22 protein-coding genes are annotated in these 22,131 nt (G+C 65.3%); 7 read left to right on the forward strand and 15 right to left on the reverse strand.

Annotation, left to right across the window (positions count from 1 at the left end; translation table 11 throughout):
• Positions 1-794: 794 nt before the first annotated feature.
• Complete coding sequence (locus tag PAN31108_RS16410) at positions 795-1,499, reverse strand: fumarylacetoacetate hydrolase family protein (protein ID WP_150669890.1); 705 nt, start codon at positions 1,497-1,499, stop codon at positions 795-797.
• Positions 1,500-1,651: 152 nt separating this feature from the next.
• Positions 1,652-2,071: a VOC family protein gene (locus PAN31108_RS16415; protein WP_150669891.1), complete on the reverse strand. Its 420-nt coding sequence runs from the start codon at positions 2,069-2,071 to the stop codon at positions 1,652-1,654.
• Between the two features lie 146 nt (positions 2,072-2,217).
• On the opposite strand from PAN31108_RS16415, the gene PAN31108_RS16420 reads away from it, so the two are divergent.
• Positions 2,218-3,159: a LysR family transcriptional regulator gene (locus PAN31108_RS16420; RefSeq protein WP_150669892.1), complete on the forward strand. Its 942-nt coding sequence runs from the start codon at positions 2,218-2,220 to the stop codon at positions 3,157-3,159.
• Positions 3,160-3,449: 290 nt separating this feature from the next.
• Positions 3,450-4,016: a GTP cyclohydrolase I FolE gene (gene folE, locus PAN31108_RS16425; RefSeq protein WP_150669893.1), complete on the forward strand. Its 567-nt coding sequence runs from the start codon at positions 3,450-3,452 to the stop codon at positions 4,014-4,016.
• Between the two features lie 189 nt (positions 4,017-4,205).
• Here folE and PAN31108_RS16430 read toward each other — a convergent pair whose 3' ends face one another.
• From PAN31108_RS16430 to PAN31108_RS16455, 6 genes are all read right to left on the reverse strand, one after another.
• Entirely contained in the window at positions 4,206-4,778 is a 573-nt protein-coding gene (locus tag PAN31108_RS16430) for a YbhB/YbcL family Raf kinase inhibitor-like protein (protein ID WP_246184005.1), read from the reverse strand.
• A 10-nt stretch (positions 4,779-4,788) separates the two neighbouring features.
• Positions 4,789-4,992 (reverse strand): hypothetical protein, encoded by a 204-nt coding sequence (locus PAN31108_RS16435; protein WP_150669894.1) that lies wholly within the window; start codon positions 4,990-4,992, stop codon positions 4,789-4,791.
• Positions 4,976-5,974, reverse strand: a complete 999-nt coding sequence (gene cydB, locus PAN31108_RS16440) for a cytochrome d ubiquinol oxidase subunit II (RefSeq protein WP_150669895.1) — start codon at positions 5,972-5,974, stop codon at positions 4,976-4,978. The genes PAN31108_RS16435 and cydB overlap by 17 nt, the downstream gene beginning before the upstream one ends.
• A 129-nt stretch (positions 5,975-6,103) precedes the next feature.
• A complete protein-coding gene (locus PAN31108_RS16445; RefSeq protein WP_174995022.1) occupies positions 6,104-7,549 on the reverse strand; it encodes a cytochrome ubiquinol oxidase subunit I in 1,446 nt (481 codons plus the stop codon).
• Positions 7,550-7,802: 253 nt separating this feature from the next.
• A complete protein-coding gene (locus tag PAN31108_RS16450; RefSeq protein ID WP_150669896.1) occupies positions 7,803-8,474 on the reverse strand; it encodes a DUF1345 domain-containing protein in 672 nt (223 codons plus the stop codon).
• A gap of 115 nt (positions 8,475-8,589) precedes the next feature.
• A complete protein-coding gene (locus PAN31108_RS16455; RefSeq protein ID WP_174995023.1) occupies positions 8,590-10,401 on the reverse strand; it encodes a CPBP family glutamic-type intramembrane protease in 1,812 nt (603 codons plus the stop codon).
• 599 nt (positions 10,402-11,000) lie between these two features.
• Here PAN31108_RS16455 and PAN31108_RS16460 point away from each other — a divergent pair.
• Entirely contained in the window at positions 11,001-12,389 is a 1,389-nt protein-coding gene (locus PAN31108_RS16460) for an MFS transporter (protein WP_150669898.1), read from the forward strand.
• Between the two features lie 68 nt (positions 12,390-12,457).
• On the opposite strand, the gene PAN31108_RS16465 is transcribed toward PAN31108_RS16460, so the two are convergent.
• Positions 12,458-13,282: an isocitrate lyase/PEP mutase family protein gene (locus tag PAN31108_RS16465; protein ID WP_150669899.1), complete on the reverse strand. Its 825-nt coding sequence runs from the start codon at positions 13,280-13,282 to the stop codon at positions 12,458-12,460.
• Positions 13,283-13,649: 367 nt separating this feature from the next.
• Between PAN31108_RS16465 and PAN31108_RS16470 the strand changes: the two genes are divergently transcribed.
• From PAN31108_RS16470 to mnmH, 4 genes are read left to right on the forward strand one after another with little or no spacing between them, the layout of a single operon-like run.
• Complete coding sequence (locus PAN31108_RS16470) at positions 13,650-14,192, forward strand: cytochrome b (RefSeq protein ID WP_246184010.1); 543 nt, start codon at positions 13,650-13,652, stop codon at positions 14,190-14,192.
• Positions 14,193-14,212: 20 nt separating this feature from the next.
• Positions 14,213-15,757, forward strand: a complete 1,545-nt coding sequence (locus tag PAN31108_RS16475) for a glycosyltransferase family 2 protein (RefSeq protein ID WP_150669901.1) — start codon at positions 14,213-14,215, stop codon at positions 15,755-15,757.
• A gap of 24 nt (positions 15,758-15,781) precedes the next feature.
• Positions 15,782-16,486 carry a tetratricopeptide repeat protein gene (locus tag PAN31108_RS16480; RefSeq protein ID WP_150669902.1) on the forward strand — a complete coding sequence of 235 codons (705 nt, stop codon included), beginning with the start codon at positions 15,782-15,784 and terminating at the stop codon, positions 16,484-16,486.
• Positions 16,483-17,586: a tRNA 2-selenouridine(34) synthase MnmH gene (gene mnmH, locus PAN31108_RS16485; protein ID WP_150669903.1), complete on the forward strand. Its 1,104-nt coding sequence runs from the start codon at positions 16,483-16,485 to the stop codon at positions 17,584-17,586. Before PAN31108_RS16480 ends, mnmH begins: the two co-directional genes overlap by 4 nt.
• Here the strand turns inward: mnmH and PAN31108_RS16490 are convergent.
• From PAN31108_RS16490 to PAN31108_RS27100, 6 genes are all read right to left on the reverse strand, one after another.
• A complete protein-coding gene (locus PAN31108_RS16490; protein ID WP_150669904.1) occupies positions 17,522-18,355 on the reverse strand; it encodes an AraC family transcriptional regulator in 834 nt (277 codons plus the stop codon). The two genes, mnmH and PAN31108_RS16490, sit on opposite strands and share 65 nt — an antisense overlap.
• Before the next feature lie 270 nt (positions 18,356-18,625).
• Positions 18,626-19,513, reverse strand: coding sequence for an anti-sigma factor family protein (locus tag PAN31108_RS16495; protein ID WP_150669905.1), 888 nt, complete (start codon positions 19,511-19,513; stop codon positions 18,626-18,628).
• Entirely contained in the window at positions 19,510-20,046 is a 537-nt protein-coding gene (locus PAN31108_RS16500; protein WP_150669906.1) for an RNA polymerase sigma factor, read from the reverse strand. Before PAN31108_RS16500 ends, PAN31108_RS16495 begins: the two co-directional genes overlap by 4 nt.
• A 252-nt stretch (positions 20,047-20,298) precedes the next feature.
• Positions 20,299-20,811, reverse strand: a complete 513-nt coding sequence (locus PAN31108_RS16505) for a lytic transglycosylase domain-containing protein (protein WP_150669907.1) — start codon at positions 20,809-20,811, stop codon at positions 20,299-20,301.
• Positions 20,812-20,817: 6 nt separating this feature from the next.
• Complete coding sequence (locus tag PAN31108_RS16510) at positions 20,818-21,609, reverse strand: type II secretion system protein (protein WP_150669908.1); 792 nt, start codon at positions 21,607-21,609, stop codon at positions 20,818-20,820.
• On the reverse strand, positions 21,596-22,117 hold the full coding sequence (locus PAN31108_RS27100; RefSeq protein ID WP_150669909.1) for a type II secretion system protein: 522 nt from the start codon (positions 22,115-22,117) through the stop codon (positions 21,596-21,598). Before PAN31108_RS27100 ends, PAN31108_RS16510 begins: the two co-directional genes overlap by 14 nt.
• Between the last annotated feature and the right edge of the window lie 14 nt (positions 22,118-22,131).

A 22,131-nucleotide genomic window follows, 5' to 3' on the forward strand; every position in this document is an offset into this window, starting at 1 on the left:
CACTGACGTGTCCCGGCATCCTCCCCGGTGAGGGCCGATTTCAGCGCAATGCCCGCCCGGGGGCGACATGGCGGCGATCGCCGGCGCCATCGTGCCGACGATGCCGCCAGCTTGCACACCGCTCGCGCGGATGACGACGGGCCGATTTGGCCGGACTCGCCGGTGCGAGCGATCTGACGCAGGGACTTAGGGCGCAAGGCCCGGTGCGGCGCATTCGCATGATCCTCTCCCTGAAGCGATACCTTCCTCCGACCGGCATGCGCTGCGTCTTTCGTATCCGACGCAGCGATCGATGGCGGTCGCTGGTGCAGTCCGTCCGCGCCCGGGGCGCTCCCGGCGAGGCATGGGCATCGGGCGTGCCGGGGCCATGTGGCGTGCATGGCTTAATTCCCGAGGCGGTCGGCCTGGCGAGGAGACTTCCCCGGGGGCGGACGGCTTGCCACCGGGTCGATGCGAGAAGCATGCCAAGGTGCGCAACTCCTTGAATCGACTCGAAAGTTCGAGGGGGGAGGCGACGAGTTTTTCGCTGTGCAGCGAAAAACGTTTCAGGAATGAACGACAGACACGAACGTGCGCGGTCAACGTTTCACGTCCGTGAGCGACGCTTCAGGGAAGGGGGCGGCGCATCGTCGACAAGCGAATGCGCCACGTTATTGCGCGAGTGTGACGGCAAATTAGGCAATGCACTTGACAGCCAATGCCGGCGGGCGATTCCGCTGCCGGCAAGGCACTTATGCAAAGGGTTATCAACAGTTGCTGTGGATATCCTTGCCGTCACTTTCCGGGAGGTTCGCTCAGGCCACCGGCTTCTCGCCGACGGTGAAAGCGATCTCACCCACGCCCGCCACACCGGCGCTCACTTCGTCCCCCGGTTCGAGCGGACCAACGCCGGCGGGGGTGCCGGTGAAGATCAGATCGCCGGCGGCGAGCTTCACGCTGCGCGAGATCTCGGCAATCAGATCGGGCACCGACCAGATCAGTTCGTCGAGGTCGCCGGTCTGGCGGTTCTCGCCGTTTACGTCGAGCCATACACGGCCCGCGTTCGGATGCCCGACGTCGGCCACGGCATGCAGCGGGCCGCAGGGTGCCGACGCGTCGAACGCCTTGCCCCAATCCCAGGGACGGCGTGTGTCCTTGGCCTGCTGTTGCAGGTCGCGACGCGTGAGGTCCACGCCCACACCGTAGCCCCACACCAGCGACAGGGCGTCGCCTGCATCCACGTTCTCGCCGTCGGCACCGATGGCGACGACGAGTTCGATTTCGTGATGCAGCTCGCTCGTGAGCGGCGGGTAAGGCAGCGTGCCCTCGGCAGCGACGACGGCATCGGCGGGCTTCATGAAGAAGAACGGCGGTTCACGGTCCGGATTGCTGCCCATTTCACGGGCGTGTGCGGCGTAGTTGCGGCCGACGCAGAACACGCGGCGCACGGGAAAGCGGGCGTCGCTGCCAGCGACGGCGACCGACGCCTGAGGCGGGGCCGAAATAACGAATTGGCTCATGAGAAAACTCTCGACTGATGTGAGGCGAATACCAACGACAAACACAAACCGGTGCCGTCCGGGCGTGAACCCGCGACGCTACCGGGAAATCGGGGAACCTGCATAAACGATCCGACTGCGATCCGAGTGCGACCCGAGCGCTCATCGGCCCGTCACTTCGCGAAGACTTGCGACATATCCGCGAACGCCTTGAACTCCAACGCATTGCCCGACGGGTCGTAAAAAAACAGCGTTGCCTGCTCACCGACCTGTCCGGCGAAACGAATATGGGGCTCGATCACGAAACGCGTGCCCGCTGCGCGCAGCCGCTCGGCGAGGGCATGCCACGCGGGCATCTCAAGGATAACGCCGAAATGCGGAACGGGAACATCGTCGCCGTCGACCGGGTTGGTGATGCGCTTGCCCGCCTCGTCCGGCGACAAATGCGCCACCAGTTGATGACCGAAGAAGTCGAAGTCGATCCAGTGATCCGAACTGCGCCCCTCGGCGCAACCCATCACACCACCGTAGAACTGGCGGGCCGCGGCGAGATCGTGCACGGGAAAGGCAAGATGAAAAAGCGGCGTTGTCATGCGGGTCTCCTTGGGGATGTGGGGTGGGGCGTTCGCCGGCGCGGCGCTGATCGCGATGCGCGCGCCGATTTGCTGTAAATTCTATCCATCGATAAAAATAATCGAAAACGAATAATTCGACCGCTCAGCCACAAAATTTTCGATCCATGATCCGTTACCTCAAAACCTTCGTCACGGCTGCTGAAACCGCGTCGTTCTCGGCGGCCGGCGCGCGTCTCGGTCTGACGCAATCGGCGGTGAGCGCGCAGATCCAGCGTCTCGAGGACGACCTCGGTGTGCAACTGTTCGAGCGCACCGGGCGCGCCGTGTCGTTGTCGGACGATGGGCGGCGTCTGCTGGCGCAGGCGCAGGGCGTGATCGCGGGTTATCAGGCGATGCGCGGCGATGCGGGGGCGCTTGGCGGGCAGGCGGCGCTCGCACCCATTCACGTGGGGGCGATTCTGACCGCGCAGCTTGGCCTGTTGCCCGGGGCCGTGAGACGCTGGACCACGCTCGGCGCGATGCCGCATCTGAATATCGTGCCGGGCATGTCGGTGCAGTTGCTCGCGCAACTCGACGCCAGGGAACTCGATCTGGCCGTGATGATTCGCCCGCGCATCGGTGTGCCGGCCGACATGAAGTGGCTCACGCTCATGCATGAGCCTTACGTGGCTATTGCGCCCAAGGGCACGCGCGGTGACGTCGCCGGATGGGCGACGACGCTACCGTTCGTGCGCTACAACCGGCGCTCGTATGGCGGCGATCTCGTCGACCGGTACTTGCGACGTCACCGGCTATGGGTGCGCGAGGGCGTGGAGCTGGACGAGCCGGAAGTCATTCTGCGCATGGTGCGCGCGGGACTGGGCTGGTCTATCGTGCCGGCCACGCTCATCGGGCTTGCGTTCGAGGGGAAAGCGGCGGGCGCGTCCGCGCCGGCCACAGGCTCAGGCAAGTCGCCCCGGGCAGGCGCGGGTGTGCAGGTGCTGCCGCTCTCCGGCGCGCCGCTCACGCGGGAGCTTGGTGTGCTGGTGCGCCATTCGGCCCTGAAGCGCGCAGCCGTGAGTACGCTGCTGCAATGCCTCAGCGACGAGGCGGGTTCGCGGGGCTGACGCCGGTCGCGAACGCCGCGCTCGCGATGTGGCCGGCGTTCTGCGCGCGTCGTGCATCGATTCGCCTGCTTTCAGGTCGGTGGTCGATTTGGCGAGCGATGCGACCATAAGCGACGACGGATTCGCCGCATGCGCATGCCGGATCCGATAACGCGATGAAGGCCTTACGGTTTAGGCGGCTTCATGCGGGCGATGAAACTCTCTGTTATTGTGCGCACATGTTCGGTGGCGCGGGGATGCGCGAGTGGTGGCGCAGCGCGCCGAACCCAATGCAAGGGAGCTTGATTGATATGTCTCACGACACGTTCGACGAAAACGACTGGAAGCGATTCCTGAAACACATCGGCGAAGATCCGAATCGTCCAGGCCTGCATGAGACGCCGGCGCGAGTGCAAAAAGCCTGGCGTCAATGGACGGCAGGCTATGACCAGGAACCGGCCGAAGTGCTCAAAGTCTTCGAAGACGGCGCAGAGCAATACAACGAACTGATCGTGGTGCGCGGTATTCCCGTCTATAGCCATTGCGAGCACCATCTCGCACCGTTCTTCGGCAAGGCGACGATCGGCTATCTGCCCAATGGCAAGATCGTCGGGCTGTCGAAACTCACGCGGCTTGTCGATTGCTTCGCGCGTCGTTTGCAAGTGCAGGAACGCATGACGACGCAGATCGCAGAAGCGCTGATGACGCATCTGCAACCGAAAGCCGTCGGTGTGGTCGTGTCGTGCCGTCACATGTGCATGGAGAGCCGTGGCATTCGTACGGCAGGCGAAGAAACGGTGACGTCTGCGATGCTCGGTGAGTTGCAGCCGAATCTGGCACTGCGCACCGAATTCCTCGCCCTCGCCCGGGACAAGTGATCGCGGCGCGGCGAGCGGAACCGTTCGATATGTGCTCGCCGATCGGACCCGCCGAAAACAAAACGCCAGCGAACATACCGCTGGCGTTTTGTTTTGCTCGCCGACGCGCGCGCGATATGCGCGCGCCGCAGGGCATGCCTGAACGCTGCGACATCAGCGACATCGGCAACGTCGGCGACATCGACGCGCTCAGCGACCGTAGCGCGCTACGATTGTCGAGCCGTTCAGTGTGCGCCCGGCGAGTTGACTCGCGAGACCGGTGGCGTCGAGTCCGGCGGGCAGCGTGCCCGGTTCGATATCGGTCGCCGTCACCGTGATGATGTAGTGGTGCGGCGTATCGCCGACTGGCGGACATGCGCCGCGATAAGCCTGCGCGCCGGAGATGTTCTTGCCGACCGTGATGTTCTCGCTGGTTTTATTGCCGGCACCGGCAGGCAATGCGTGCACCGATGCCGGGATGTTGTAGGCGAGCCAGTGAACGACACCGCCGCCCTTCGCGCCGTCTGGGTCCGTCATCCGGATGACCACGCTGCGCGTGCCCTGCGGCAGATTGTTCCATTCGAGCGGCGGGCTCACGTTCTCGCCCCCGCAGGTATCCGCCCCGGCGTGGATCGCAGGCAGCAGGCCGCCGTCGGCGAATGCACTGGATGAAACGCTCATGCCTTGCGCGCGCGCCGTGCCGGCGAATCCGGCAAGCAGGGCGACGGCCATGGCCCCCGCGCCTGCCATGCGCTTGACGTCCGGCGATGCAATTCGCTTCATAAGCTGCCTCCTATTTGGCAGTTGCAATGATGAGTTTGAATGGTAGGGCAAGCACGACGGTGCCCGCCACCCCGGCGCACCAGAGCGCAACGAACCAGCCCCAGCGCATCCACGCCTGTCGCCGTGAACCGCGTGAATCGCATGAACTGGCGATGTCCGCCTGCTCGCGTTGCCGGCGCACGCCGGGACGCACGAGATCAGTGATAGTGCGCATCGTGTGTCACCTTGCCGCGAAAGACCCAATACGCCAGCATCGTGTAGGCGAGGATCACGGGAATGATAAAGGCCGCACCCCACATCGTGAACGAGAGACTGGATCGCGGCGCGGCGGCGTCCCACAGCGTAATGCCCGGCAGAATCGCATACGGATACGCGCTGATGAGCAGGCCGCTGTAACCGAGGAACACCAGCCCGATGGCGAGCCAGAACGGCGTGGCGTCATGCGCGCGTTGCAGCACGCGACGCATCGCAAACGTTGCGCCGGCGACCACGAACGGCACCGGCAGGCAGCGCCAGAACCATTGATCGCCGAACCAGCGCTCCGCCACGATCGGCAAGCGTAGCGGCGTCCACAGCGAGACAACGGCCATCGTGGCGACGAGCATCAACGTGAGCGGCCAGGCGAGCATGCGCAGACGGCGTTGCAGATCGCCCTCGGTCTTGCCGATCAGCCAGCAGGCGCCGAGCAGGGCATAAGTGACGAGCAAGCCGAGGCCGGTGAACAGATTGAACGCCGTGACCCATGCGAAGGCGTCGCCCGCGAACTGTCCGTTCTCGACGGGAATGCCCGACAGGTACGCGCCCAGCGCCACGCCCTGAAAGAACGTTGCACCGGCCGAACCGCCGATGAACGCCATATCCCACCATTGCCGCGTGCGTCGCGACTTGCCGCGAATCTCGAACGCCACGCCGCGGAAGATCAGACACACCAGCATAAGCACGAGCGGCAGATAAAGTGCCGAGAGCAACACCGAGTAGGCCATCGGGAAGGCGGCAAGCAGTCCCGCGCCGCCAAGCACGAGCCACGTCTCGTTGCCATCCCAGACAGGCGCGACCGAGTTCATCATCGTGTCGCGCTCACGCGCGTCGGGGAAGAAGGGGAAGAGAATGCCGATGCCGAGGTCGAAACCGTCGAGCACCACGTAGAGAAAGAGGCCAAGCGCGATGATGGCGGCCCACGCCAGGGTCAGGTCCATGAGAAGTCTCGCTATATTGGGTGTGTGTCGATGAGCGTTGATGCGTGGCGACGCTAGGCGACGTATTAAGCGACGTATTAGGCGACGTATGTCGACGCTGTGGGTCCGCTGAAGCCGATGCCGATCGGCTCACCGGCGCGCGTCGGGATCGATGCGACCGGACAACCCGGACATCGCCGGAATGGCCTGTGGCCCAAGGTGCGCGCCGTCGGTCTGCAATGGGTCCGGTGTGCGATTCGAGGGCGGCGTCACGTCGGACCCCGCAGGCCCGCCACGCAGAATTTTCAGCACGTAATACACCCCCGTGCCGAACACGAGAAAGTACGACAGCACGATCACCAGCAACGAAACCTGTACCTGTTGCGCGCTCACCGGGGACATCGCATGCGCGGTGCGCATCACGCCGTACACGACCCACGGCTGACGTCCCGCTTCGGTCGTGATCCATCCGGCGAGCAGCGCGATAAAGCCCGTTGGCGAGAGCAGCAGCATGACGCGCGCGAAGGTGCGTGACGTGAAGAACGTGCCGCGACGGCGCAGCCACACCGCCGCGAGCGCCGCGCCGATCATCGCCAGCCCGAGACCGACCATGATGCGAAAGCTCCAGAACACCAGCGGCACATTGGGACGCTCGTCCTTCGGGAATTCCTTCAGACCGCGAATCTCGCCGTCCCAGCTATGGGTGAGGATCAGACTGCCCAGATGCGGTATTTCGAGGGCGTAGCGCGTGGTCTCGGCCTCCATGTCGGGCCAGCCGACCAGGTTGAGCGGCGTGCCGCCGGTCTTCGTCTCCCATAGCCCTTCCATGGCGGCGAGCTTTGCGGGTTGGTGTTCGCGCGTATTGAGGCCGTGCAGATCGCCCACGAACGCTTGCAGCGGCGCAAAGATCAGCAGCAGCCACATCGCCATCGAAAACATCGTTTTGATGGCGGGATCGCGCCGCCCCCGCAGCAGATGCCACGCGCCGGTGCCGGCCACAACCAGCGCAGTTACCACGAACGCTGCGATGCTCATGTGCGCGAGGCGATACGGGAAGGACGGATTGAAGATCACGTCCCACCACGACAGCACGACCACACGGCCGTCCACGATCTCATACCCCTGCGGCGTTTGCATCCAGCTGTTCGAGGCCAGAATCCAGAACGTCGAGATGAGCGTGCCGATGGCCACGCACAGCGTGGCGGCGAAGTGCGCGCGCGGGCCGACACGGTTCCAGCCGAACAACATGATGCCGAGGAAGCCTGCTTCGAGAAAGAAGGCGGTCATCACTTCATAGGTCAGTAACGGCCCCGTGACCGCACCGGCGAAACTGGAGAAGCCCGACCAGTTCGTGCCGAACTGATAGGCCATCACCACGCCTGAGACCACGCCCATGCCGAAGCACAGGGCGAACACTTTCGTCCAGAAGCGGCACAGGTCGAGATAGTGCTGTTGACGTGTCTTGAGCCACAGACCTTCGAGCACGGCGATGAAGCTCGCCAGACCGATGGTGACGGCTGGGAAAACGATGTGAAACGAGACCGTGAACGCGAATTGCAGGCGTGCGAGGTCGAGGCCTTCCGGGACGGCAGTCATGTTGCGCTCTATATATGCAATTGAACCCTGTCTTGTATTGTGATAATGACGAGATTTCACCATTTATTTGCCTGCATATTAGGCGCGATTGAATTGCGGCACGCGTGGCAAGTCGTCACATGCGGCGCATTGACGCGGGATTTTTCGTTCTCGAAATCCGCCTTATTTGTATGTTTTTAAAGGGATTCATGTACGCGGACGATGCGGCGTCATGTCGCACGTGTTCCGCGTAGGCTGGCGCTGGGAGCGGGCGTCAGCTCAGCAATCCGGCGCCGATGTTGATCGACAGGCCGAGCACGGCCAGATTGAAGAAGAACGAGAGGATGGCCTGTGCGAGCGTGGCGCGTCGCATGCGGCGCGACTTCAGTGCGATGTCGGCGGTTTGCGAGGCAACGGCAATCGTGAACGAGAAGTACAGGAAATCCCAGTAGTCGGGGTCGCAGTCGCGGTCCGGCCACGCCAGCGCGTAGGGCGATTCGGTGTCGGTGAAGTACAGACGGGCGTAATGGAGCGTGTAAATCGTCGGCACGAGAAACCAGCCGGCGATCAGCGTAGCCGCGGCGAACAGTACATGCTCCGAGGCGTGCGACGCGCCGCCCGCTTTCGCGCTCGCCAGAACGTGGATGATGGCGGCCACGCTCGCGATCGCGGACAGACTGACCACTGTCAGCACGACGACGGCGCTCTGGTCCTCCTGCTCGGCAAATCGCTCGATACTGCGCTTGGGCGCGGTGACCATCATCAGCCAGATCATCGCGAGATAGGACCACGCGCCGGCGTTCCAGCCGATGAGTACGCGCGTGATCGTGCTGAACTCCCCCTTGACGAACACTTGCACGAACACGCCGGCGAGCATACCGATGACGATGGCGATGAGCAGGCGCGGGTGAAAGCGGACCAGATGCGGGAAAAGCTTGGCGTTCATGGGCGATTTCCGGGCGGGGCATGGCAGCGGATGGGGTCGATTATCCCCTACGCCTTTCGATGCCGCCATGCGTTGCTGCGCGAGGTGTCCGGCAGGATCCCTTGCCGGATTTCGCTCAGCGCGCCAGAACCATCCCGACGAAAATCGCGTTGTTGATGGCGTGAATCACGATGGGCACTGCCAGTCCGTGCGTCTTCTTGGCCAGCCAGCCGGTGGTGAGGCCGAACAGCATGAAGAACAGAAAGTGTTTGGCGTCGAAGTGCACCGACGCGAAGATCACGGCCTGCCAGAGGTTGGCGGCGGCGAAGCTCATGTGGCGTGTCAGGCCGCCCAGCAAACAGCCCCGGAACACAAACTCCTCGACAATCGGCACGGCGATGGCGATCAGCAGGAAAGCGAGTCCTGCCCCGCCTGCCTGTTCGGCGCTGCGCACGATGATTTCGTTCCAGACGGGCTTGTCGGGGGTGTCCGGCAAGCCGTGTCGCGTCATCGTCCACGCGCTCAGCGCCGTGATCGTCAGCAAAATGGCGGGCCAGATGAACCAGCGCACCTTCCATTGCCCGTCGCCGGGCCACTGACGCCATCCGAACTTCCACAAGGTATGGGCGAGGGCGAGCGAAACGAGACCGAGCGTGATGAATTGGGCAATCGCGAGTTTGGGTTGGGCCAGCGGCAGATCCGCCGGCATGCCCGTGCCTGACGTCGAGGTCTGCCCTATCATGAGCGCCGGAACGACCCAGGTGACGAGGCAGAACACGGCGAGTCCGTACCACGCATGCCGCAAGCCGATTCCCTCGAAGATCGGCAGGGTCGGTCGGCCTTTGCGAGCACGCACCGTACCGACGTAGTGCACCGGAAACATCAGCAGACCGGGCAGCGACACGATGCACAGACCGATCGCGATCAATGTGAGCATGAGCCCGAGGAATGCCGGATGCATGGCCGCTAACGGGTCGATGGTGAGCAGCACCGCGTACGACTGCGAGAGCGGCCACCGGTTGCCCGTGTCGTGTTCGAGCGAGGACTGGAGCGCGGTCGATGCGGCTTTACCGTCGCCGGCGGCGAGTGCGACCGACAAGCGCAGCGCGCGATTCTGCGCAATCTCGGCAGCGCCGGGCTGGGTATCCGCGAGGGCGCGTTGTGCGCCGGCGGCGTCCCCCGCCTGAAGCAGGGCGCGGGCGCTGGTGTATGCGTCGATCTTCAATCCGGCCTGCTGCATGCGTTGGAGCAGCTCGCGCGCGGTGGTGCCGGGCAGCACATCGTAGGCGGTGTTGATGCGAGTGCTCGCCAGCCAGGGCACTTTGGGCGCGGGGGCGTCCATCAGCAGACGCGTTGCCTGCGTCTTGTCGCCCGTCGAGGCAAGATAACGAACGGCGAGCAGCAGCACGGGCGTCTCTGGCCAGAGTCTGGCGGACTCCACCGCATGTTTGCCCGCGTTGCGCTTGTCCTGCGTGGCCTCGTAGGCATTGGCAAGTGCGGCATGCAGACGGCCGCGATCACCCGGCGACCAGCGCGCCGATGTCTCCAGAAGCGCCAGACCTTGCTCGATGGCGGCCTTGCCATGGGTGCTTTGCAGCGTATACAGCGCAACCTCCGGCACCGCGCCGAATTTTTCCTTGAGCGTTTCCTGGCAGATCGAAAGGTCCGTTTGCGCTTGTGCCGCCCAGCGCACGTCTTCCGACCACGAATAGTTCTGCATGAACTGGCAGCGTGCGAGCGCCAGCGCCGTATCGGCGGGGCGCTCGCGAATGGCGGCGTCGAACGTCGCGACGATCTCGCGATACTTGGCGTGCGATGCCGCATCGACCTGCTGTGTGAGTACATCCTGAGTCAGCAGCGGATTTCCCTTCGAGGGGGCGGCGTGGGCGTGGGTGAGCGGCAGGAGGCCGAGCGCGGCCACCAAGAGAGAACGAAAGATGCGGTACACGCGAGATTTCCCGGAATATTGTCGTCGTCGACTGCACAGGCAGTCTGCCTGAGTGGCATAACGACTCGAGGATGCCCGAACTGAAATGGCGCCGGCTATCGGGAAACGATGCTCCATCTCGAGTGAGCCTTCGGAAATCGCGACGCGCCATCGCTTGCCGTCATGCACGGTGCTGGGCATGACGCGCACGATCGCCGGCCAGTCGCGTGCCGGACGACCCGCCGGCGCACGGTAATGGTGCGCCGCCGCATCGCGATGCGGCATTGTGCCCGTTGCCATGCCATGACGCCGGGGGCCGCAGATAGCTTCGGGCGTCGCGCATCTAGACCTCATGCGTCAGGTGCGCTCCGCCGAATGCCCCGTGAAATGGACGTCCAACGGATTTCGCTGCTGAGAGGATGCGCACTTGGCACGCCAATTGCTAAGCATTGCATAAGGCCAACGGCGGCCGAGTAAAGACAAGCGAATTTTCTGCACCGCATGCATGACCTCGCGAAAGCGGGGATTTCGGGGCAACGGCGTCCCGGAGCTACAGGTCTGTTTTCAGGCCGACGGCTTCGGGACGCTTTTTTTTTCGGCATACGAACACGAGGGTACCCATGAGCACGCTCACGCAATCGTTGAAAAGTGGCAACTGGCGCGCGCTGGTTGCGTGTTTTCTCTACTTCGACACGGGTTTCACCGTCTGGGTGATGCTCGGCCCGCTGGCCCCGTTCATCGGCAAGGACATTGCGATGACGCCCGCTCAGACCGGCTTCCTCGTGGCCGTGCCGGTGCTGGGCGCCGCGATTCTTCGCGTGACGCTGGGCAATCTCTATCAGGCCTACGACGGTCGCAAGATCGCGTTGATGGGCCTCGTGCTGTCGGCGATCCCCTCGGTCGTGCTGCTGCTGATGCCGGGCACGCCGTCGTACACCCTGCTGCTCGTGCTCGGCGTGTTCCTGGGCGTGGGCGGCGCAAGCTTCGCCGTGGCGCTGCCGATGGCCGGCAGCAACTATCCGCCGAAAGTGCAGGGCCTCGTGCTCGGTCTCGCTGCTGCGGGTAACGTCGGCGCCGTGCTCGACGGCTTCATGTTCCCGGGGCTGGCCGAGCACTTCGGCTGGGCGCACGCCGCCGGCGCCGCGCTGCCGCTGCTCGCGCTCGCTGCGCTGGCGCTGGTGTTCTGGGCGAAGGATCTGGGCGTGAAGTCGGGTAGCGCACCGCGTGCGTTCTCCAGCTTCTTCGTGACGGTATTCGGTCTCGTCGCCCTCGTGCTATGCGTGCACGCCGGTGCGTTCGGCGAAGGCAAGGCTGGCGTTCTGCTGCTGCCGGTGCTGGGTGCACTGCTCGCGATCGCGGTGCTGCCGCGCCACTATCGCGGGGTGCTCGGCGAGCGCGACACGTGGGTCATCATGCTGGTCTACAGCATCACGTTCGGCGGCTTCGTGGGCATGTCGTCGTATGTCACCACGCTGCTGATTTCGTTGTACGGCATGCCGCGTCTCGAGGCCGGCCTGTTCATGTCGCTGCTCGCCTTCCTCGGCGCGCTGGTGCGCCCCATCGGCGGTCTGGTGGCGGACCGCATCTCCGGGGTGCGTGCGCTCGTGCTGCTGCTCGCCGCCATCTCGATCATCGATTTCGTCTTCGCCGCGTGGATGCCCCCGCAAGGCGCCGGTATCGCGCTGCTCGTGCTGGTCTACGTGTGCTTCGGTCTGGGCAACGGGGCCACGTTCCAGCTCGTGCCGCAACGCTGGCAAGGCAAGACAGGCCTGATGTCGGGGATCATCGGCGCCGCCGGCGGTATCGGCGGCTTCTATCTGCCGGTGATCATGGGCATCGCCAAGGAGTCGACCGGCAGCTATCAGATGGGCTTCGCGACGTTCGGGGCGCTGGCGGCGCTGGCTTTCGTCCTGGTGGTCGCCCTGCGCACGCACTGGATGTCGTGGGCGTTGCCCAAGGAAGTGGCCGGTGCGCCGGTGCTCGCCGGGGGCGTGGCGCACGCAGAGTAGGGGCGGAGTAGGGGCAGAGTAGGGGCAGAGTCGGGCGGCGTAGGCGTGGAGCCCTATCACTCGCCCTATCACGCGCCCGGTCGGAACAGCGCGTTGAGCGTTGCGCCGCTGGCCGCGCCGTCGAACCCGTCGAAGCGCCCCTCGGCGAGCGCCTGCGCGGCATGCATGAAGCCGCCCCACGCCGAGCGCGCGAGTGCGCCACCGACGCTCACGCGTCGCACGCCGAGGCTCGCCAGCGTCTGCAAGGTGAACGGCGATGTCGCACCGATCAGCACGTTGACCGGCTTGGGCGCGACCGCCGCCACCACGGCGCGGATCTGCTCGGCGGACTGGATCCCGGGGGCGTAAAGGCAATCCGCACCCGCTTCGGCATACGCCTGCAGGCGTTGGATCGTATCTTCGAGATCGGGCACCCCCGCGAAGAAGTTCTCCGCGCGGCCCACGAGCAAGGTGTCGCCCCCGGTCTCGTCGATGGCGCGACGGGCGGCGCGCATGCGGGCAACGGCTTCGTCGATAGGGAAGAGCGGCGCGTGGTCGATGCCTGTCGAGTCTTCGATGGACAACCCGGCGACGCCTGTCGCCACCGCCATCTTCACGCTTTGCGCCACCTCGTCGGGCGTGCTGCCGAATCCGCTTTCGAAGTCGGCGTTCACCGGAAGGTCGGTGGCGTCGACGAGTGTGCGCAAATGCGCAAGCACGCTGTCGCGCGTCACGCCGTTATCGGGGCGTCCCGTCGACCAGGCGAATCCGGAACTGGTGGACGCAATCGCCTGAAAGCCGATGTGTTCGAGATACCGGGCGCTGCCGGCGTCCCAGGGATTGGGGATGACGAAACAACCGGCGAGGTGGAGCTCGCGAAACGCGGCGCGTTTTTCGGCGGTGCTGCGGGGCATGGCGTGTCTCCTGAGGGGCGGCGCAGTTCGTTGCACGCTGCGCACGGAATGGCCCGATCATCGCGGTTTTGTTGCCCGCTCGCAAGGCAGATTCCATGAAGGAGAACGAGACGCATCGGGAAATACCGATCGCCAGACGTTTTTGTGCGCGTCGTAAAACGCAGCGCCCTTGCTGCGCCGGTCATTCGGGGTAATATTTTTTACGGCAACGCGGGAATAAGCGCGCTTCAACCGGCGTTATGCAATCATCTTCCCGCGTATTTTCAGGACGTCTATCGTGAATTCTCTGCCTCCCTCAGCCACTTCCGCATCTGCCGGCAAGCCACGCGTTGCCCTGTACGAAGATCCGAAGTACACCCGTGTCGCCATGCTGCTGCATTGGGCGGTCGCGCTGCTGATGCTCGGCAATGTCGCCATCGGCCAGACGATCGCCCTGCTGCCCGATGCCACGCTCGAGAAAATCGACGTGCGCTTCTGGATCGATCTGCACAAGTCCGTCGGCATCACGGTGCTGGGGCTCGCGATGCTGCGCATTCTGTGGCGCGTCACGCACCGCCCGCCCGCGTTGTCGCATGTCTTCGCGTCGTGGGAGCGCGCCGCAGCGCATCTGGTGCACTGGCTGCTGTATGCGCTGATCTTCGCGATGCCGCTCTCGGGCTGGGCGCACGACTCGGCGTGGGTGGCCGCATCGACACATCCGCTGGTGCTGTTCGGCGCCGTGCCGTTCCCGCGCATGGGCTTTCTGATGGCGATGAGCGACGCGAGCAAGGATTACTGGCATGGCGTGCTGGGCGATGTCCACACCTACTGCGCCTACGCCCTGTACGGATTGCTGGCGCTGCATATCGGCGGTGCGCTCAAGCATCAGTGGATCGACCGTCACCCGGTGATTGGCCGGATGCTGCCGTGAGTGCGTCCCCGAGCCGGATCATGACCCAGACCATCGAGACGGGCGTTGCCCGACTGGAAGCGGCGCGCGAGCAACATTCGCCGCGCTTTACCCTACCGCCCACGCCGCTCGCGAGCTGGCTGGTGCATGCCGGCGTCGCCGTGCTGTGGTGCCTGCTGTTTGCGCAGGCGTTCGTGCTCAAAGGCGTTTTTGCATGGGGCACCGGCGTGGCCTACGTCGCCTACGACACCGTGTTGCTGGCCTTCGTCTTCTGGCAGGCGTGGCGCTTGATGCGCCCGGACCCGGACGAGACGTGGGGCAATGCCGATAATGCCGGTAATGTCGGCAATGTGGGATCCGTGCGGGCCTCGGTGCGCACGTCGGCGCGGCTCACGCTCGGCGTGGTCGTGGCGGCGCACAACGAGGCGGCGGCGCTGCCGGTAACGCTGCGGGCGCTGATGGCAGGCCGCCATGTGCCCGATGCCATCGTGATCGCGGACGACGGTTCGCACGACGGCACCGTCGCCTTGCTCACCGGCGAATACGGGCTAGTCGATCCGGGCCTGGGCGCCCTGAGTGCCGCGAGCACGCGTTATCCGAACCTGCGCTGGTTGCGCGTGCCGCACGGCGGCAAGGCGAAGGCGCTCAATGCCGCGCTCGTCGGCATGGACACCGATATCGTGATGACGGTCGATGCCGACACGTTGCTCGACGCGGGCGCCTGCGCGGCGATGCACGACGCGTTCGCCCGTCGCCCGCGTCTGGTCGCGGCCACCGGCGTACTCACGCCGGTATGCGGCGACACCATGAGCGCGCGCGTGTTGCAGTTCTTCCAGACGTACGAGTACATCCGCAACTTCATCTCCCGCTTCGCCTGGATGCGGGCTGACGGCCTGTTGCTGATCTCAGGCGCGTTCGCGTGCTTCCGTCGCGAGGCGGTGCTGGCCGTGGGTGGTTTCGACCCCGCCTGTCTGGTCGAAGACTACGAACTGATCCACCGTCTGCGCCGCTACTCGGTGGCCCATGGGCTCGATTGGGAAGTGCGCGTGGTGGGAGGCGCTCAGGCGATCACCGATGCGCCGGGCAACCTGACGAGTTTCCTGCGTCAACGTCGACGCTGGTTCGCGGGCTTCCTCCAGACGCAATACTGGTATCGCGACATGGTCGGCAACGGCCGCTACGGCAATCTCGGTCGCTGGATGTTGCCGGTCAAGGCGTTCGACACGCTTCAGCCGATTTACGGGTTGACGGCCTTCGCACTGCTCGTGACGTTCGTCTGCGAGGGGCATTACGGGGTGGTGCTGCCGGTCTCCGGGATCATTCTCGGCAAGATCGTCGTCGATCTGGGTTTTCACCTGTGGTCGGTGCATGCGTATCGCCGCTGGACGGGACACCGCACCGGCACGAGCCTCGGGCTGGCTTTCGTTGCCGCCGTGCTGGAGCCGTTTTCGTTCCAGTTGATGCGCCATACCGGGGCGGCCATGGGGTGGGGGCACTTCCTCACGGGGCGTCAGCGTTGGGGTGTTCAGGTGCGACGAGGTATCCTGTCGGGCGAGCGCGGGGCGGAGGTGTCCCGCGAGAGGTGATTTCCCGGCAGGCTCTTCTCCCCGATGATTCGATCTTCGACGTGGTTGGCAATGGTGTGTGCGCTCGGTGCGGTACTGGGCGCTGCGGGGTGCACGACCCCCGTGCCCAAGCCGGCAGGCCCTGACTATGTGGCGCAAGGCGGCGCTGCCGAAGGGCGCGGCGACTGGAACGCCGCCCGACGGGCCTTTGGGCAGGCGGTGCTGGTGGCCGACCAGTCGGGCTGGCCGGCGTCGCAACGCGCGGCGGTGCATTTCGACTACGGACGGGCGCTGGGCGTGACCTGCTATTACACCGAAGCCGAACGCGAGTTGAATCAGGCTTACGATCTCGACATTCTCACGGCGCGCTACCGCTATCCGGCGCTCGTCGAACTGGCCCGGCTGGCGCTCGTGCAGCGCCGGTTCGACGTCTCGGCCAAGTATTTCGGTCGTGCGCTCGGCACGCTCGACCGTCTGGAGGCCGCACGCAAGGCGCCGTTCGCCTACGCCGAATTGCTGGACGAATACGCGCAGGCCCTCGGCGGTGCGGGCGACGCCGAGGCGGCGACGCGCATCATCGATCGGGCGGCCAAAGTCCGAGCCGCTGTCGGTGCCGATGTCGGTGCCGATGTCGGTGCCGATGTCCGTGCCGATCCCGGCGATGGCGCGCGCAGCCGGCTCGCGTCCCGCACGCCATACGGCAGCCAGTGCGCGCAGTCGGGCGAAGCCCCGGCAGTGGGGATGCGATGAACCATCTACGCGTACCGCTCGCCAGCGTTGGCGACTTCGACGAGATTATCGACGTGCGAACGCCGCTCGAATTCGCAGACGATCACATTCCCGGCGCGATCAATGCACCGGTGCTCAGCAACGAAGAACGCGTGATCGTCGGCACGATGTACAAACAGGTGTCGCCGTTCGACGCCTCGCGTGAAGGCGCCGCCATGGTCGCGCGCAACATCGCGCATCACCTCGACACGCTGTTCGCAGACCGGCCGCGCAACTGGCGTCCGCTCGTATATTGCTGGCGCGGGGGCATGCGTTCTGCCTCCATGACGCTGATGATGAACATGATCGGCTGGCGTGCGCGTCAACTGGAGGGCGGTTACAAGACGTATCGCAGCGATGTCGTGGCCTCGCTCGAAACGTTGCCGCCGACGCTCGATTACATCGTGCTCGCCGGGCATACCGGCAGCGGCAAGACGCGTCTGCTGCATGCGCTCGCCGAGGTCGGCGCCCAGACGCTCGACCTCGAAGGTCTCGCGGTGCATCGCGGCTCGCTGCTCGGGGCGATGCCGGACGCGCCGCAGCCGTCGCAGAAATCGTTCGATACGCGGCTGATCGGGGCACTGCGGGCGTTCGATCCGACGCGTCCCGTGTTCGTCGAAGCGGAGAGTCGTCGCATCGGCCTCGTTACGCTGCCGGAATCGCTGATGGCTTCGATTCGCGGTACGACGCGCTGCATCGAGGTCGAGGTCCCCATCGGCGAGCGCGTCGAGTTGCTGATGCAGGAGTACGGTCATCTGCTCGCACAACCGGACTATTTCCGCACGCAATTGCTGCGGCTCGTGCCGTTGCATGGCAGGGCGGTCGTCGATCAATGGCTGGCATTGCTCGACAGCGGGCGGCAGCGCGAACTCTCGGAAGCGCTGATCACGCGCCACTACGACCCGGCATACACGCGCAGTTCGCGCAAGCTGTTGCAAGGGCTGGCGAAGGCCATGCCCTTCGCGTTCCATCCGGTCGGGCAAGACCTGCACTCGCAGGCGCAGGCCCTGCTGGCCATCACTTCACCGGCAGACAGATCTTCGTCTGAAGCTGCGACGCCGGGGTCGAGCGCGGGGCGTTGAGGTACTGCTCGAACATCGGGAAGTCGGCGGGTTCGAGTCCGCTGTTAGGCAACCATTCCGAGAACAGCCACTGATACGGCCTGGTCATCTCGTTGTAGGGGCCCGTGTAGGTCAGCACGGCACAACGTCCGGCCGGAATCTCGAAGCGATCCAGATAGCCGCCGATGACGGCGTTGCTGGCGACCGGCACGCCCGCGAGCGAGCGCAATTGCGCGACGGGGACTTGCTCCGGGTCGTCGAAATAGATGCCGAAGCCGGTGCTGTTCGGCTGCGCCAGTCCGTGCGCGGCGGCAAGCATGAAAACGCGCGCGAAGACCGCGCCGATGGCCTGATAATCGCCGCTGTGCCGGAGTACGGCGAGCGTGGTGGCAGGAAACGATTCGACTGAGATTGGGTACATGCTGGGCTCCTGAGGATCGAGGGGGGCGGAGCGGGTGTCCCGATAGCGTCCCGGCGGCATGCCGAAGAACGCACCGAAGGCCCGGTTGAATGCGGCCTCCGACGTATAGCCGGCGCGCGACGCGACAACACGCATCGAATCCTCCGAGTCCGCCAGCGCGATGGCCGCACGGTGCATGCGAATGCGCTGCATCGTGCCGTTCACCGTCTCGCCGAGCAACGCGCGGTAGACACGGTGAAAGTGGTACGGCGACAGGCAGGCCAGTTCGGCGAGGTAGTACAGGTCCGGGGTGCTGTCCGGATGGCTGGCCAGCCAGCGCAGCACGGGCTCCATGCGTTGGGCGTAGCGAAGACGGGTCTCGGGTTTCATATGCGGCTCCTTGGACGCCAAGGTATCGACCAGCGGTTTGCCGATTTTGCGTTTTTTTTGTGACACGTCGTCGTCCATCGTCAGATCGGGGGCGTCGCCGGTGTGATGCGTGATGGCCTCGGTGCGAATGAAATCGCCGCTCCTGATCGTCGACAGAAACGCACCATTCGGCGCGCTTGACGCCTTCGCCGGCGCTGGGAGAAACGAACGCTGGCCGAAGGTTGACCGAACGTAGACTGAACGCGTTGACTGAACGCGTTGATTGAACGTTTACCCGCGCCGTTTCGCTGTTTGCCCACGCGCTGCCAACTGCGCGTCAATCTCCTGCGACAGTCCCAGCAACACCTGCCGATCGATGCCGCCCGAAATCGCGTAGCCGAACGTCCCGTCGACCCAGTAGAAGACCTTGACCGGCCCGTCCTCGTAAAAGCGGAACGCCGCGGGCTGGCCGTCGATGCCGGCTGGCGAGATGCAGACCGTGATGCGCTCGCCGGCATCGTTGCGATACATGTATTGGATCACGCGTTCGTCGCTGCCGGGCAGCGCGCGTCCGCCGCTTAGCCGGAAGCCGCGTGCGCTGAGGTCGGGGGCGTGCGCGGGGGTTTCCAGCCGGCTCGCGATCCATTGCGAGAAGCGGGCTTCGGTTTGCCCGTCCGTGCCCGACGGACGCTGGATCTCCGGCATGTAGACGACGTGTGCGATGGCCGCCCGCCGGGCGAAGCGCACGGCGCTGTCGGCAACAGCAAGGGGCTTCGTCGGCCCGTCGGTCATCGCCAGCGACGCGGCGGCGGGGGAGGCGGGTGCCGACCACATCCGGTTGCCCTGCACGCCGATACCGATGCCGACGACCAGCGCGGCGGCCAGTCCCGCGAAGCGTGGCCAGTTGGCGGCGCTGGCGCGACGGGCTCGCACCGACCGAGGGGGCGGTGCGTACGGCTGCGGTGGGCGTTGCAGGCGGGATGGCACCGGCTCGTCGAGCACGTCGTCGTACCGGGCATGCAGCGCACGCTTGAGGGCGACGATCTCGCTCACGGCCGCTGCAAGTGCGGGATCATCGGCGAGCGCCCTGTCCAGCTCGGCGCGGCGTTGCGGCGGCAATTCTCCGTCGACGTACGCGTGCAATTCGCCGTCGTCGACCGGGCGGTTCGGTTCGTTCATCGCACCACCTTCAGCTTGGCAGGTTGACCGGCATGGCCGGATGGCGCGATGCCGGACATCAGATCGCGCAGTCGTTGTCTGCCGCGCGAGAGCCTCGACATGACGGTGCCGATCGGGACCTGCAGCGATGCGGCGACATCCGCGTAACTCATGTCTTCCAGCCCGACGAGCAGCACGATGGCGCGCTGCTCGGCCGGCAAGTGCCGCAGCGCCTCGTCCAGATCGCGGATTTCGAGTCGGCGCGCCGGGTCGGCCGGCACGGCGACTTCGCGCTCGGCGACGTCGGTGTCGTCCAGTGAGATGTGCGCGGCCTGCGCGGGGGCGCGCCGTTGCTGATTGAGAAACAGGTTGTGCATGATGGTGAAGAGCCATGCGCGGGCGTCCGTGCCGGCTTCGAACATGGTGTAACGGCTCAGCGCGCGCTCCAGCGTGTCCTGCACGAGGTCGTCGGCCAACTCGGCGTTGCCGGTGAGCGCGCGCGCATACCGCCGCAGGCGCGGCACGTGATCGTACAGCTGGTCGCGGATATCCATGCTGTCAGAAGGGCCGAGTTTGGGGCCGAGTCGGGGGCCGAGTTTGGGGCTGGGACGGGGCCGGGAGCGGGCGAGACGGCATGAGGATCGGGGTCATATCCGGGTCAACACCCTTTGAAGACAGCTTATTCCATGCGACGGGAAAAATCTCGATGCGTCGCAGGGGAGCGGGCAGACTGTCCGAGCGCGGTTTGGCCTCGATCGGCCGGGCGGGAAGGGAACCGCGTCGATGCGTCGCCCGGCGCGACGCGCTTAACGCCGGTTCTCGCGTGCGTCCCTGATCGCGTTGAGCTTGGCCGCGATGCGTGCGGCGTAAGCGTCACGCAGCGCCGGGGTGGCCGAATGGTACGCGCCGATGGCGGCCCACGTGTTGCCGTACTTCGCCATCTGACGTTGCAGATGCCATGCTGCGATGTACACGCTCTTGCACGGCACCATGAGGTCGTCGGTGCCGATGCCGAAGCGCGCCAGCGTTCCCAGATGCACCGAGTTGATCTGCATGAGACCGTAGTCGACCGAGCCGTTCGTGTTCGTGCGACGGGCGTCGGGCCGGTTGTTCGATTCTTCCCACGCGATGGCGCGCAGCACGTCCGCGTTCACATGATGATAGGTCGCGGCGTCGTCGAAACAGTCGGCGAACGACGGCTGACTCGTAGCGAGGGCCGCGAGTGCGATGCCTGCGAATGCGAGTGCGCGCGAGCAGGAACGGCGCAGGACGAACCGGCGGGCGGGCTGATCGATGTCGACGGAATGGCTCGGGCGCATGAATCGTCAGAAGGGTGGGTTGGGTTGAGACGTAGGCAGCGAGGAGAATGGCGACGCTGGCGGTGGCGAGCCTCCCGACGCGTTACCGGACGAGTTACCAGACAAATCGCTCTGCGGGCTGTTGATGCTGCCGCCGAAGTTGTTGCCGCCAAGGTTGGTGTTACCGACGTTGGCGTTCGGCGAGTTCGACAGGCCCTGCGGTCCCCCGAAGGCATTGCCCAGAGGATTGTTTATCGAGTCGTCGACGGGCGTGCCGGGGCCGGCGCCCGGTGTCGGCGTGGACGGCAGTATGACCGGCGTGGCCGTCGCTGCGGAGAAGCGCCAGTCGTAATAGTGCGTCTTGCCGCCGAACGTGCCGAACTGCTCGTCGAAGTGTCCCGTCTTCAACGGGGCGGCCGACGAGCGGCTGTACACCTCCAGCACGCCCTTGTTGGTCGTCACGTAGGTTATGCCCCAGTCCGTGCTGCCGGTGATCGGGTCTGCGAAGATCTTGCGCAAATAGCGATGCGGTGTCGGAAAGCGCGGGTCGAGCAGCAGCGCAGCCAGATTCGGCGGTTGCGGCAACTGCCCGGCCGGCGTGGCGTCTGCATAAGCCCGCAGTGCGTCGCTGAACTGGGCGCCGATTTCTAGCAACTGCGCTTCGCGCGACGCCCGTTGCCACAGCGCACCGACTTTGATGGTGAGCGCCGCGACCAGTCCCAGCACGGCGACCAGAATCAGCAGCCCCACATAAGTGAACCCGCCTTGCGCCTGACGTGACGAGCGCCGGCGGCGCACGCGCCGCTCAATAGTCCGCATACGCCTTGCCCGCCGGATCCGTGCCCGTCGCGCCGCTCTTCACGCAGCACACCCCCTTGTCCTCGACGACAGGAATCGCCCCCGGCGGCGGTGTCGGCGTGGAGGCGCCGAAACGCGCCGACTCCTGCGCGGCGCGCGTCGTAGCGAGAATCTGCGCACTCGGGTCCTGCGCGGCGTTCTCGGCGAGCGTCATGGTGATCCACGTCGAGTCGCTGCCGGTCACGGGGTCGACCGGGATCGCCCGCAGATACTTGCGTTCGACCAGTTCGTTGAGGTTCACCGGGTAGTGGCCGGTGTCGTCGTAGTACTGGTCGATGACCTTGCGCAGCGTGCGCAGATTCTCGGCCAGCACGGTGTTCTTCGCCTTGTTGATGGCCGGCACGTAGTTCGGAATCATTAAGGTCGCGAGCGTGGCGATGATGCCCAGCACCACCAGCAGCTCGATCAGCGTGAAGCCGCGATACCCGCGACGGGATCGGTGCGAACGGGGTTTGGGAGAGCGGTTCATGTCGAAGTCCACAG

This window comes from Pandoraea anhela, from assembly GCF_902459655.1.
GTDB classification, from domain to species: Bacteria; Pseudomonadota; Gammaproteobacteria; order Burkholderiales; family Burkholderiaceae; genus Pandoraea; species Pandoraea anhela.

Bases quoted from the DNA above. Each gene is read 5' to 3' on its own strand.
- PAN31108_RS16475 (WP_150669901.1), top strand. From the start codon at position 14,213: ATGACCCAGACCATCGAGACGGGCGTTGCCCGACTGGAAGCGGCGCGC.
- PAN31108_RS16435 (WP_150669894.1), bottom strand. From the start codon at position 4,992: ATGCGCACTATCACTGATCTCGTGCGTCCCGGCGTGCGCCGGCAACGC.
- folE (WP_150669893.1), top strand. From the start codon at position 3,450: ATGTCTCACGACACGTTCGACGAAAACGACTGGAAGCGATTCCTGAAA.
- PAN31108_RS16470 (WP_246184010.1), top strand. From the start codon at position 13,650: ATGCTGCTGCATTGGGCGGTCGCGCTGCTGATGCTCGGCAATGTCGCC.
- PAN31108_RS16495 (WP_150669905.1), bottom strand. From the start codon at position 19,513: ATGAACGAACCGAACCGCCCGGTCGACGACGGCGAATTGCACGCGTAC.
- PAN31108_RS16480 (WP_150669902.1), top strand. From the start codon at position 15,782: ATGATTCGATCTTCGACGTGGTTGGCAATGGTGTGTGCGCTCGGTGCG.
- mnmH (WP_150669903.1), top strand. From the start codon at position 16,483: ATGAACCATCTACGCGTACCGCTCGCCAGCGTTGGCGACTTCGACGAG.
- PAN31108_RS16450 (WP_150669896.1), bottom strand. From the start codon at position 8,474: ATGAACGCCAAGCTTTTCCCGCATCTGGTCCGCTTTCACCCGCGCCTG.
- PAN31108_RS27100 (WP_150669909.1), bottom strand. From the start codon at position 22,117: ATGAACCGCTCTCCCAAACCCCGTTCGCACCGATCCCGTCGCGGGTAT.
- cydB (WP_150669895.1), bottom strand. From the start codon at position 5,974: ATGGACCTGACCCTGGCGTGGGCCGCCATCATCGCGCTTGGCCTCTTT.
- PAN31108_RS16445 (WP_174995022.1), bottom strand. From the start codon at position 7,549: ATGACTGCCGTCCCGGAAGGCCTCGACCTCGCACGCCTGCAATTCGCG.
- PAN31108_RS16510 (WP_150669908.1), bottom strand. From the start codon at position 21,609: ATGCGGACTATTGAGCGGCGCGTGCGCCGCCGGCGCTCGTCACGTCAG.
- PAN31108_RS16490 (WP_150669904.1), bottom strand. From the start codon at position 18,355: ATGAAACCCGAGACCCGTCTTCGCTACGCCCAACGCATGGAGCCCGTG.
- PAN31108_RS16430 (WP_246184005.1), bottom strand. From the start codon at position 4,778: ATGAAGCGAATTGCATCGCCGGACGTCAAGCGCATGGCAGGCGCGGGG.
- PAN31108_RS16500 (WP_150669906.1), bottom strand. From the start codon at position 20,046: ATGGATATCCGCGACCAGCTGTACGATCACGTGCCGCGCCTGCGGCGG.
- PAN31108_RS16460 (WP_150669898.1), top strand. From the start codon at position 11,001: ATGAGCACGCTCACGCAATCGTTGAAAAGTGGCAACTGGCGCGCGCTG.
- PAN31108_RS16465 (WP_150669899.1), bottom strand. From the start codon at position 13,282: ATGCCCCGCAGCACCGCCGAAAAACGCGCCGCGTTTCGCGAGCTCCAC.
- PAN31108_RS16420 (WP_150669892.1), top strand. From the start codon at position 2,218: ATGATCCGTTACCTCAAAACCTTCGTCACGGCTGCTGAAACCGCGTCG.
- PAN31108_RS16410 (WP_150669890.1), bottom strand. From the start codon at position 1,499: ATGAGCCAATTCGTTATTTCGGCCCCGCCTCAGGCGTCGGTCGCCGTC.
- PAN31108_RS16415 (WP_150669891.1), bottom strand. From the start codon at position 2,071: ATGACAACGCCGCTTTTTCATCTTGCCTTTCCCGTGCACGATCTCGCC.
- PAN31108_RS16505 (WP_150669907.1), bottom strand. From the start codon at position 20,811: ATGCGCCCGAGCCATTCCGTCGACATCGATCAGCCCGCCCGCCGGTTC.